The sequence below is a fragment of the Flavobacterium anhuiense genome (genome assembly GCF_050990855.1).
In the GTDB taxonomy this organism is placed as follows: domain Bacteria; phylum Bacteroidota; class Bacteroidia; order Flavobacteriales; family Flavobacteriaceae; genus Flavobacterium; species Flavobacterium anhuiense_C.
In genome coordinates this window covers 2,306,007-2,318,336 of sequence record NZ_CP158861.1, presented here as the reverse complement: position 1 = coordinate 2,318,336, position 12,330 = coordinate 2,306,007, and the positions used below count along the sequence as shown (strand labels likewise).

Here is a 12,330-nt window from a genome sequence, read left to right as displayed (position 1 = left end):
TTACACTGTTCTTAAAAGCATCCGTTTTATCTTAAAAAAAGAAAAAAAAAGGACTTTTCAAGATTTATTTACCAACTAATCTCAACGGTAAACAACTTCAAAATACAATTTAGCTTATCGAATAATCAATCTCCTTGGTGTTTTTTAATAACCGAGAAAGCTTTCTATTCTTAAATCATTAATAATGTAAATATGGACCAAACAACAAAAAAACACATTGATTTGCTTCATCCTTCTGTTAGGGAAGAAGTTGCAAAAATTATCGAAGAATGCGATTTGGCATTGACTGGAAAAGCCAAAGTGCGCATCACACAAGGCCTCAGAACTTTTCAAGAACAAGAAGATCTTTATGCTTTTGGGAGAACCAAACCAGGGAAAAAAGTAACCAATGCCAAAGGCGGCCAATCCATACATAATTATGGTTTTGCAGTGGATATCTGCCTGATTGTAGATGGAAAAACAGCTTCTTGGGATACAGCAAAAGATTGGGATAATGATCAGATTTCGGACTGGCAAGAATGTGTAGAAATCTTTAAAAAAAATGGCTGGAACTGGGGCGGCGACTGGAAAACCTTTAAAGATCTTCCGCATTTTGACAAAAAAGGATATAGTGATTGGAAAGTGCTCAGCAAATTAAAACGAGACAGAAAGAATTATGTAATCTTATATAAATAAATCTATGAGCCATTTTAAATCAAAACTTACTGCTTTTCTAATCCTCATTTCATTTTCATTTGCTTCTTGCGTTTCTACAAAAACAGCTCTGTATGATCATTATTCCTACCAAAAAACTACAGAGGTGAAAGTTGAAGCTTCTACTTTAATGAATGAAGCAACCTCACCGTACCTCTTTCATAAAAAGGAAGTTGACGCACTGTTTTTTAACATTGACAAACTGGTGGAATACGAGAAAAACAAACCCAACAACGAAATCACTTTTGCCATGTGGAAGATGTTAACGGATAAAGAAAAAAATCTTTTAACTGCATTCTTTAAACGTTGGGAAACAAAAGAAGTTCTCTCTCCAGTTTTTCTTGAAGAATCAAAAAAGCAAATTCTAGATGCTTTGGATTTGTTGATTCAATATGAAATTAAAAAAGACAAAGAATCGAAAGACGAACTTTTAGATTTAATCAACAGAAATAAATAAAAACGATGGATAAAGATAAAATAGTACAAGAACTCAAAAGCAAACTAAAAATTATTCTAACCGATAATTACAAAGAAATCATACCAGAATTAGAAAAAGATTTAAATGCTTTTTTAGAAACATCTAAAACAAAACTTGAACGCTGGATGATTCTTTTTTCTTCTGGAGATTTAATGGAAGAAGAACTCGAATGGCTTTTAAAAAGTCAATTGGATTTGGTGTCTTTACAGGCATTGCAAACTGCCGGAATATCAAAAATAAAATTGAATACGATTAAAAATAACATCATCAAAATCATTTTTAATGTGATTCTCGGCATGATAATTCCAACCAAATAAAAAGAAAAAAAATCCAACACAAAACACAGCCAAACCACTAATTACCAGTAAATTAAAAACTCCACCAATCTACTGAAACTACTGATTCCTAAGCTTAAAAATCTTGGTTAAAGCGTAAGCTTAGCGTATTTTTACAGTATCAAATAAAACAGAATCTTTTTGAATATGGCGCGCAAATTCAGGAGAAAAATTAATTAATAAAAACAACAAAATAATAACGACATATGAAGGATTTTATCATGGATGACGACTTGTTAATTGTAACAGATGCTATGGGCAATGGTGATTTTGCCATTAAAGAAGCAGATCAGCAAAACATCGAACATTTACTGTTAAGTCAAAAAGGAAGTTATAAAGAGTTTCCGATACTTGGAGTAGGAATTGAAAAATACATTATGAGTCCAGATGCTACATCTAGACTAAGACTAGAAAACGAAATAGACAAACAATTATCGTATGACAATTTTCATGTAAAAACATTAGATGTCAACGATTTACAAAACATTAAAATCGATGGAAACTATTAAACCACAAGAAAATCAAAACATTCTTGACATCTCTTTGCAAGAATATGGAAGTATCGAAAAAGTATTTGACCTTTTAGAAGACAATGACCAATTTAACATTACCCAGAATATTTCGGTATATGAGGATTTAAAAGTAGGTAGAGAAGCCTTTAAAAAAGATATTGTAGAATATTATACTTCGAGAAACTTAAAACCTGCAACTGAACTCACTGAAGAAGAACAATTTCTGCTAGACAATTTCTCCGGAATTGATTATATGATTATTGAAGATGATTTTATCATTTATTAATAAAAAAAGCAATCTAAAATGCTGCATCGGAAAAACATCTTCTCACCTGATTAGACCGATATAAATTACAATTCTCTCTGCTTTTTAGAAATCTCTGAAAAGAAAACTACAACTCAGTAGTATCACACAAAAAAAATAAACAATTAACTATAAGCATATTACACATGTCTTACAGGCTAAACTATATCTAAAAATTAAAATATGGCACGTACAATTGCTGAAATACAGAATGAAATTCTGAAAGAAAAAGAGAACTATCCGTCTCTGGCCAAATTAACAGAATCAAAAACGGCTATTTGGAGACTTTGGATCAATATAATGGCTACTGCCATTTGGATTCATGAAAAAATAGTAGAAAAAAATGCTTTGGTTTCCAGACCTCATACTTTAAACTGGTACAGAGAACAGGCATTAAATTTTCATTACGGCATTCCGCCGCTGGTTTGGCAAAATGGCTCTTACCAATTTGACACCACAGGTCTTACAGAATCCGAGATTGAAGATTCTAAAATTGTAAAACATTGTGCAGTAAGTGAAATCGATCTTGAAACGGTTCTAAAGCCTGGCGTAGAACCAGAAGAAATTTTCTCTGACTATTTTCATAATAAAGTTGGGGTTGTTTTTATCAAAGTTGCCACTGTAAAAGATGAAAAAATTTCGAGGATCGATGTTCCAAATGAGCTATTTGCATTTAAAGAATATATCGCCAAGATTAAGGATGCGGGCAATCAGGTTTACATCAGTTCTGATCAGGGCGATATCTTAAAACTTACTTTAAATGTCTACATCGACCCATTAAGCATTTACATCAATCCAAAAGATATAGAATATTATCAATCTAGAATTTCAAATGGCGCTTCCACTCAAGACATTATTACTCCACTAGCACCATATCAGCTTGATCCTTTAAATGGTTCATTAATATCAAATAGTCAAGCATTTCCAGTATTAGATGCCATTAATGATCACCTAAAAAACATTGAGTTTAACGGTGCATTTGTTAAGACCTATCTGGTTGATGCAGTTCAGAAAGCGCAAGGCGTTAAAATTCCGATTTTGGCAAAAGTTCAAACTGGCCCGGCAACAAATCCAAGTGACCAGCCAAATCCATCGCTTCCTGATGTTACAAAAATTGAGTATTTCATTCCAAAAGCAGGCTATTTTGATCTGGACACTCTTGATGTTGAGGTCAATTATATTCCTTATACATTTTATCGCGATAAACAATAGTCTAATTTATATACAATGAATAAATACACCATTTTGAAATGGGAAAAGCTATTATTATGGCTCATCCCTCCTATTCTTAGAAAGCGTACGCATGCGCAATGGCTTCATGTCTTACTTACTCCAATTCGTTCAATTTACGATGAAACGCTTTATAAAATGCAGCATACAGGACAGGTAATTTATCTGGAAAAAGTGCTGAATGAAGCCTTTAATCCGTACAACAATTACGATCCCAACTTAAGCACAGAGCAAAAACGATCAAACGAATTAATCTACATCGACGAATCGGTAAAACCCACCCTGCAATATGTCTATCTCCATAAAGAAATTTACGAACCTGACCACATATTATCAGATGGCACTATAGTAAAAGACAAGTTATTGATTCCTCAACTGGAAATATATACCCATAATGAATATAAAGATCGAGATAACAAACCTGTTTATCTAGCCCATCGAAAAGATTATACCACTATCGCCTACGCCAATTTTAGAGTTTTTATTCCTGAAAGTTTAATAAAAGCGGGAAATATTGTGGTTCAGTCTGCTGAAGATAATTCTTCATCAGCTCCAATCAAAGTAGCAAACATTGAATACCATAACCTTCTAAACTTCTATAAACTAGCAGGCAAAAGTTATGAAAGCTATGCTTATTTACCGGATCCGGACTAATCGAACACCAAACAAAAGACACTTAAATAAATAAAAATGAAACAAATAAATTTTAATCATGCCGGAGGATTTCCGCTTGAGCAAGAAACTTTAGAAAGAATTCAAACAGCGTACAGATCGGAGCTGTATGATGCTTTAAAAAGACATTTAAGCATTGAGACAGGAACAAATTATATTTTAGCTACACCAACCAGTGAAGCAAATGGTTGGGCAATTATCCATCAGTACGAAAATAATCAGAAGGATCCTGAAGAATCAAGAATACTTCAAGGTATTTTATATCCGATTGTAGACGGAACGCCAACTGATTTTTTAAAAACAACCAGAATAGGTACCAACTTAATTTATGGAACTGGTGCATCTAAAACGGCTTACTTTGATTATGAAGCGGCATATGTAAGTCAAGAAGAATACAGCAGCAATGCAGAGTCTTCTCAAAATAACGATGAACTAACAATTTATTATTATGATTTGAGATCTTTTGAAACTGTTTTGGATCTTCAATCAATCCAAGAAATTTTCCAATCCATTAGAAACAATATTTATGCTGTTGAAGGAAATATTAATGCCATCGAAAACAACATTAATACCATCGAAGCAGATATAAATCTAATCAATCAATCTTATCTTCCGCTGAATGGTTCAAAAGCGATGCAAGGAGATTTAGATTTAGGAATTTATCATTTATCAAAACTTGATACTCTTGAAACTTTTGCTGCAAATGTAAGAGCCGTTGATTTTAAATTTGGATCTAAAGACAGAAGAGGAAAATTTCATCCAAATGACTATCCGGGAAGAGCTCTAGCAGACAGTAGTACCGATACAGAAACTAGCCTTACATTAAATTATGACGCTGATTGGGAAAATACTCAAATTGGCGGAAAAGTGTACTTAAATAATATTAGCTCTTCTGCTTCCAACGGTTCTTTATTAGTATTAGACAATCAAAACCAAGTTGTTAAAAGCAATACTTTAATCGAATCATTAATTGATCGAATTACAGTTTTAGAAAATAAACCTACTACCGCTGTGCCAATCGGAATGGTGGCAATTTGGGGCAAACCGGCTCCATTTCCAGAAGGCTGGGAAGAATATGTGCCTCTTGCTGGAAGAATGCCTGTTGGACTTGACACTACCCAAATGGAATTTGATCAGTTTAACAAGGCTGGCGGAGCAAAAAACAAAACGCTTTCTGTTAGCGAAATTCCATCACATAGTCACGGATTTAAGGCTTACACTCAGAGCGGTTCAAATGATGGTTCTGGTGGTGAAGCTGCAGGATATTTTGAAGATTCGACGACTAATAGTACTGGCGGCGGCCAACAGTTTTCGCTTTTAAATCCATACAGAGTTGTTCAATTTATTGAATACACAGGTCGCCCAACCGACATAACTGCTCCAACTGCTCCAGTAAATTTGACAGTTTCAAACGTTACTAATTCTAGAGCAACTTTAACTTGGCAAGCAGCAACAGATGATGTAGCGGTTACCAGCTATCTAGTTTATCAAAACGGTATATTTTTGATTGAATTAGGCCCTAATACTCTTGCTTATTATATGACAGGATTATTACCCGGAACATCTTATAATTTTTCGGTTAAAGCTAAAGATAAAGCAGGTAATGTATCATCTGAAAGCGAGGTAAAAACAATAGTCACTACAAATGTTACTAAGCCATTGTACATTGATGCTTACATCATAGAAGGAAATCAAATCATGATTTATTGGGACTTTGAAGTCCATAGCGGTACAACACCTACTTACGAATTATATAGGAAAACAACCAATGGTACTTGGACAATGATAAAGGAAACCCCTGCCTTAAATTATATCGATACTGGCGCTTATGAGACTAAATATTACTACAAAGTTCTAGCACGAGATGCTGATGGCGTTTCTGATTCTACAGGTGAAATTTCAATAACAACAGATCCAAGAGACATTTCATGTTTCGATATTGAATCGTTAGTAACAATGGCATCAGGCCAATCTAAAAAATTGAAAAATGTTGTCGTTGGAGATAAACTGCAAGGATTGACTTTCCCTAATGAAATTGATGAATCTGAAGGAGATTATATGTTGTGGAATGGCCTCTTAAGTGAAGCTACTAAAGTTGAAGTTACTGTTGTCAACAAAATAACAAGCGTACAGCCAGACTACTATGAAATTAAGACTGAAGATGCTGTAATTAAGGCTACTGGCCAGCACCCATTGTTAATTACCGAAGATGGTGAAAATTTAAGATGGGTTTGTATCAAAAATGTAGTGCAAAACATGCTTTTAATTGATAAATCAGGACAAATAAAAACTATTGAATCTATTACTTTTAAAGAAGAACCTTTGGAAGTTGCACTTTTAGATGTAGAAAGTGTTGATAATTATGTTATTTCTGGAATTGTTGCGCATAACAATAAACCTCTGGATCCACAATAATCAATAAATAATTTTAAAAATCTTCTGGGGCTTAAAAACCCCAGAAGATTGCTTTTCAAAAAAAAAATCATATAAAATGGACCCAGCTTTTACCTGTATAGATTTGTTTTTTAGGTTTTCCCCTTCTTTGTTTTATATAGGTAGATTTAAAATAAAAAAGTTTTTTAAACATCTAAGGAAACTTAGCTTAACAAATGACCATTTCATAATGCCTTGCTCCACAAATCAATTTGGCATTGTTAGAAAACCATAACCAATAATTTATGAAAAAACCAATACAATGCACTATCAATGAAAGCATTGATTTTGATCCTACGTAAAATTCTTTAATAGAAGACCAAACAACAAAAACTATGATGCACAAAATATCAGAATATTCAGATGAACTAAAATTATTCCTCTATGGAATTTTTATGTATTTAGAAATGGATGTAGAAATTGTTAAAATACTGTTCTACTTAATGGTGATGGATACTTTTTTGGGCATAATCAAAACCATAGTATTAAACAATCCCTTTAGCTTCAAAAAATTAGCTTTAGGATTTGTATCCAAATTAGCCGTTTTACTGATACCAACAGCTTTAGCCTTAATGAGCAAAGGCCTTAACTATAATTTTAAATGGTTTGTCACTATTGTAATGGATTTGCTAATTGTGAGCGATGGAATTTCGATCATCAGTAATATCATTGCGATTAAATCCAAAAAAGAAGTTGAAAATTTTGACGCAATGACGCTAATCCTTAAATCTATAAGAAACAGATTAATACAGTTATTTAAAAAATTCCTTATCACAATCGATCCTAAATATCATATGGAAAAATAGTCCTAAGTGAAATTTATCACACTAATTACTGTAAACTATTTTGCTTTCTTAAAAACAATAAACACATACCTATTCAATCCAAAACAACAATAAACATGATAGAAACTAATAACAAAGATCTTGCAAAAGAATCGAAACAAGTCCCAAAACCTAAAAATCAAATAATCAACAAACCTCTAAAATTAGAAACTGTAAACGAAGGAAATAATGAAGACGATGTACTTGTGCGTGGCGCTGATAAAACTGTAAAATTTGTATCAAGAAATGCTTTTCAGACAGGAGGAAATCAAAATTTAGATCAAACATTAACTAATGGAAACAGGTCGTCATCACCTATAGTAATTGGTGTAGAAAATAATCAGGAAGTTTTCATTAGTGACTACAGCATTACCGCTGCAACTGGAGAATATGATGCAGCAGCTGTAGTTTCTAGTTTTGGATTAGTTACAAATAGGCAAATTGACGAAAATAATAAGACAGATTCCAGTTTTAGCGCAGACCATTTATATTTTAATTTAAACGATGGTAATGAAAGACAAGCTTCTTTAGGTTATCATAATGGGCTTTTCTTAAAGATGGGCGGAAAGGCTTTTACCCTTACTTCTGAAGGGAATACGGAAGCTTTAACTTTACAGACTCCAAATTACGGAGGAATGGAGGTTTTGCCAATTTCAGTAAATGGAAATTTTGCTGATGCAAATGGTAATATTGAAATTAATAGCGAGAGTGGCGATGTAACATTAGAACAAGTCCTTCATAATGGTTCTGTTGCCACAGGCGTGCCACCTATTATTTTAAAAGGAGCTAATGGAGATCACGCAGAAGCGTTATTAGCAGCTCAACAATTTAATATGGTTTTTGATTCTAATAATCCTCTTTTGCAAAGAATTATTATTAACCCTGCTTATGTTCAAATAGAGGGCAATGGAAAATCTACAATAACAGATAAAGATTACCTTACAGGCACAACTAATTTTAATGGATCAACGACAACACAAAATAAATTAGAATTAACCAATAGGGAAGCTCCAGGAACAGCGTCATATTCTTTTAATAAAACAAAACCAGCAGGAAAATACACAATAGCCACTTCTGATGATATCTCTACCGCTACTCAAGCTGCCTTAGAGAATGTATTGCACAAAACCGGATATACTTCAGAAACTAAAACTGGTGAATTGGTTATTGACAGTGGTACGAGTAATGACAGCGGATTAAAATTAGCTAAACTTCCTTCTTCTTCCAACTTTAGTTCTCAAACTTATAGTTCAGGTTATACCAATGTTTATTCTAATTTATTGCTTCCAAACGGTGAGATGCTTGTAACAGTTGTTGGTGATGCGACTATTTACAAATTACCTGTGGGTGGTGGAGCACCTGTACCGTACTCTACTGGGTTCAATTATCCGTATGCAATGGTACTTCTGTCAACTGGAGAAGTATTGGTAGCCGATGCTGGAAAATTATCCGTTATGAAAATTCCTGCTGGCGGAGGATCTCCTACAACATTTTCTTCAGGATTTGGTTTTAATCCGCAAGGACTGGCGAAATTGCCATCTGGCGAAATTTTGATAGCAGATCGAAATTTTGATAACGGAATGTGGAAAATACCTGCCACTGGTGGAACTGCAACTTTTTTTAACGCAACTATTGGAAATGCGATGAGTATTTCTACACTATCAAATGGCGATGTTTTATATTGTCGATCATCTGATAATAAAATTTATAAAATACCTTCCGGCGGAGGAACACCTACTGTTTATGCAACGCTTCCATATGGCGCTGCACAAGTAAGAGTATTTGCAAATGACAGAGTTATTGTTACTTACTCCGGTCTGTACTCGGTGGCAGAAATAGCTCCAAATGGTTCATTAACTCAACTTTCTGGGCAAATTAGCAATCCTGGAGGGATTGAAATTTTGCCAAATGGAGATTTAATTTTATGTGCATATAATAGTATTCAAAAAATTATTCCTCCAATTGCTAAAGTTCTTACAACTGATAACACAGGGAAAATAGTCAATACGACATACCTTGAAGATGTTCAATATGTAAAAGCTACAGACTTAGATTTATCAAATTATGCTAAATTAAATTCTCCAGCTTTCAATGGTGTTCCAACGGCTCCTACTGCGCCAAATGGTACAAATACAAATCAAATTGCAACAACAGCATTCGTTTTGGCAAACACATCTACTGATACAGGAGATAATGTAAAATTAAATGGCAATCAAACCATTCAAGGCAACAAAACTTTTACAGAATCTGTATCGGGCAAAATAGGAAGTTTACCAAATCATTATGTAACTAAATCTCAATTAGATGCTTATCTCCCTTTGACTGGAGGTTTGATTACGGGTTTTTTATCGTTTTTAGAATATGTAACCTTTAATAAAGATATAGAGTTAAATCCAGGCAGCGGACTATATAAAACTACGCAAGAAGGGATGGCTCCTCCAAGATTAGTTGCTGGCATTACAGAAGAAGGTAAAGTTTTTGGACAACAATTTAATGTAGGCATGTTATCGGTTCATGAAAATAACGCATCTGCAATTGAAGGAGAACTTTCACCAGGAGATTTCTACAGAACCTCAACTGGAGTATTAATGGTTGTATTCTAAACATTCTTTCTTATTCGCTAAAAAAGCCTCTTTACAGAGGCTTTTTTTCAATTATATTTCTAAAAATAGTTAAATCTATTTCTTAAACCTCTCAATCCCATTCTTCAACCATTCATAGTATTCTTCAATATCAGGATTATAAGCCGAAGGCTCGGCCAAGTTCGCGCTATTATGATCAACAATTACATAAAACGGTTGTGCGTTTGCTTTGTAGGTTTTGATCTGTAAATCGCTCCATTTATTTCCGATGGTTTTAATTTTTTTTCCAGTGGTTTCAGAAACATATTGTTCATTTTCAGGAAGTTCTTTTTTATCGTCTACGTAAAGCGAAATCAAAACGACGTCGTTATTTAAAACTCCTAAAACTTTAGGATCTGACCAAACCAATTCTTCCATTTTTCTACAGTTTACACAAGCATATCCTGTGAAATCTAATAAAACTGGTTTTCCGACCTTTTTCGCATATTCCATTCCTTTGTTGTAGTCGTGGAAAGTGATAATATTTTGCGGACCATGCTCTGCTCCTTCTGGCAACGAACCTGTGATTTTTAGTTCCGAATTCCCCGAAACTCCCAATCCGTTTGGAGATTCGCTGTATTGCATTGGAGGTGGAAATCCGCTGATTAATTTTAACGGCGCGCCCCAAAGTCCAGGAATTAAATAAATCGTGAAACTTAAAACTAGCAATCCGAAACCTAATCTTCCAACCGAAATATGATTTAACGGCGAATCATGCGGCAATGTAATTTTTCCGAACAAATAAAAAGCCAGTATTCCGAAAACGGCAATCCAAATGGCTAAGAAAACTTCTCTTTCTAACCAATGCAATTGCAAAACTAAATCGGCATTAGATAAAAATTTAAAAGCCAGAGCCAATTCCAGAAATCCTAAAACCACTTTTACCGTATTCAGCCATCCTCCTGATTTTGGCAATGCATTCAGCCAACCTGGAAAAGCAGCAAATAAAGAAAACGGCAATGCAATTGCAATAGAGAATCCTAACATTCCCACAATTGGGGCGATTCCACCTTTTGAAGCTGCTTCTACCAATAAAGTTCCTACGATTGGACCTGTACACGAAAAGGATACAATCGCTAAAGCCAAAGCCATAAAGAAAATACCAATCAGTCCTCCTCTATCGGCTTGCGAATCGACTTTGTTGGCTAGCGAACTTGGTAAAACAATTTCGAAAGCACCTAAAAAAGAGCAAGCAAAAACAACCAATAAAATAAAGAAAATCAGATTGAACCAAACGTTTGTTGAAAGTGCATTTAGCGAATCGGCACCAAAAACTGCCGTTACAATTGAACCCAATAAAACGTAAATAATTACGATTGAGATTCCGTAAATCATCGCGTTTCTAATTCCTGCCGCTTTGCTTTTACTTTGTTTGGTAAAAAAACTAACCGTCATTGGAATCATTGGGAAAACGCAAGGTGTCAGCAACGCTGCAAAACCTGATAAAAATGCTAAAATAAAAATCGTCAGCAACCCTCTCGATTCGGTTTTCTTTGGCGAATCTGGAATTGCTCCTTGCACTTTTTCTTCAGCTTGAACAACTGTTTTTTCCTCTGAAACTAACGAATCTTTTTTAACGACTGCAGTTTCTTCGGCGGAAGCCAATTTCTTTTCGGTCGGAATTTTAAAAGTTAATTCTTCTGTAGAAGGCGGTAAACAATTGCTGTCATCGCAAACCATAAAATCAACTTCTGCAGAAACGTTAGAAATATCGTCTGAGGTAAATTTAACTTTTTGAGTAAAAAGTGCTTTATCTTCAAAATATTTAATTTTCATATCGAAGATTTTATCAACCGTTTCGTGCCCTTTGTCTTCGGTTGTTTTTCCGATTAATTCGAATTTCTTTGGCTGATTTTTAAAGGTAAAAGCCGTTGGCGAAGGTCCGCCTTCTTCAATATATTGTCCGTACAAATGCCAACCTGATTGTATTACGGCTTTTGCTTTTAAAACATACTCTTTATCTGAAATTTTCTCTACTGTTGTCGTCCATTTTACCGGATTATACATTTGTCCGAACATGGAAAACGACAGCAATAACAGGAATGTAATTAGGGTGTTTCTCATTGTTTTTTGATTAGATTTTTGAAAAAAAAGAGCTGTCGGCAAAACAGCTCTTTTGGTCTTTCACAGAAAATGGCTTACTAATTCAGATTCTAAAAATGAAAATATAATGAAAGACGACTATTAAAATTTTGGATTGCAGATTTTAGATTAGGTAAAACTTTGTC

Annotated in this window: 11 protein-coding genes; 10 read left to right on the top strand and 1 reads right to left on the bottom strand. The window is 34.2% G+C overall.

Annotation, left to right across the window (positions count from 1 at the left end):
• The first annotated feature begins 192 nt into the window (after window positions 1–192).
• The 10 genes from ABTV69_RS10325 (at window position 193) to ABTV69_RS10280 (ending at window position 10,084) form a co-directional block, all read left to right on the top strand.
• Window positions 193–675, top strand: a complete 483-nt coding sequence (locus ABTV69_RS10325) for a M15 family metallopeptidase (RefSeq protein ID WP_433836043.1) — start codon at window positions 193–195, stop codon at window positions 673–675.
• Between the two features lie 4 nt (window positions 676–679).
• A complete protein-coding gene (locus ABTV69_RS10320; RefSeq protein WP_433836041.1) occupies window positions 680–1,150 on the top strand; it encodes a hypothetical protein in 471 nt (156 codons plus the stop codon).
• A gap of 5 nt (window positions 1,151–1,155) precedes the next feature.
• The gene (locus tag ABTV69_RS10315; RefSeq protein WP_433836039.1) at window positions 1,156–1,488 is read left to right on the top strand and encodes a hypothetical protein; all 333 of its coding nucleotides are present in this window, start codon (window positions 1,156–1,158) and stop codon (window positions 1,486–1,488) included.
• 224 nt (window positions 1,489–1,712) lie between these two features.
• Window positions 1,713–2,015 (top strand): hypothetical protein, encoded by a 303-nt coding sequence (locus ABTV69_RS10310; protein ID WP_433836037.1) that lies wholly within the window; start codon window positions 1,713–1,715, stop codon window positions 2,013–2,015.
• Complete coding sequence (locus ABTV69_RS10305; RefSeq protein WP_433836035.1) at window positions 2,002–2,304, top strand: hypothetical protein; 303 nt, start codon at window positions 2,002–2,004, stop codon at window positions 2,302–2,304. The genes ABTV69_RS10310 and ABTV69_RS10305 overlap by 14 nt, the downstream gene beginning before the upstream one ends.
• A gap of 201 nt (window positions 2,305–2,505) precedes the next feature.
• Window positions 2,506–3,534, top strand: coding sequence for a hypothetical protein (locus tag ABTV69_RS10300; RefSeq protein ID WP_433836033.1), 1,029 nt, complete (start codon window positions 2,506–2,508; stop codon window positions 3,532–3,534).
• Between the two features lie 15 nt (window positions 3,535–3,549).
• A complete protein-coding gene (locus tag ABTV69_RS10295; RefSeq protein ID WP_433836031.1) occupies window positions 3,550–4,206 on the top strand; it encodes a hypothetical protein in 657 nt (218 codons plus the stop codon).
• A 36-nt stretch (window positions 4,207–4,242) separates the two neighbouring features.
• The gene (locus ABTV69_RS10290; RefSeq protein WP_433836029.1) at window positions 4,243–6,639 is read left to right on the top strand and encodes a fibronectin type III domain-containing protein; all 2,397 of its coding nucleotides are present in this window, start codon (window positions 4,243–4,245) and stop codon (window positions 6,637–6,639) included.
• A 353-nt stretch (window positions 6,640–6,992) separates the two neighbouring features.
• Window positions 6,993–7,463 (top strand): phage holin family protein, encoded by a 471-nt coding sequence (locus ABTV69_RS10285; protein ID WP_433836027.1) that lies wholly within the window; start codon window positions 6,993–6,995, stop codon window positions 7,461–7,463.
• A gap of 95 nt (window positions 7,464–7,558) precedes the next feature.
• Entirely contained in the window at window positions 7,559–10,084 is a 2,526-nt protein-coding gene (locus tag ABTV69_RS10280) for a hypothetical protein (RefSeq protein ID WP_433836025.1), read from the top strand.
• A gap of 75 nt (window positions 10,085–10,159) precedes the next feature.
• Here the strand turns inward: ABTV69_RS10280 and ABTV69_RS10275 are convergent, their stop codons facing one another.
• The gene (locus tag ABTV69_RS10275; protein ID WP_433836023.1) at window positions 10,160–12,166 is read right to left on the bottom strand and encodes a cytochrome c biogenesis protein CcdA; all 2,007 of its coding nucleotides are present in this window, start codon (window positions 12,164–12,166) and stop codon (window positions 10,160–10,162) included.
• Between the last annotated feature and the right edge of the window lie 164 nt (window positions 12,167–12,330).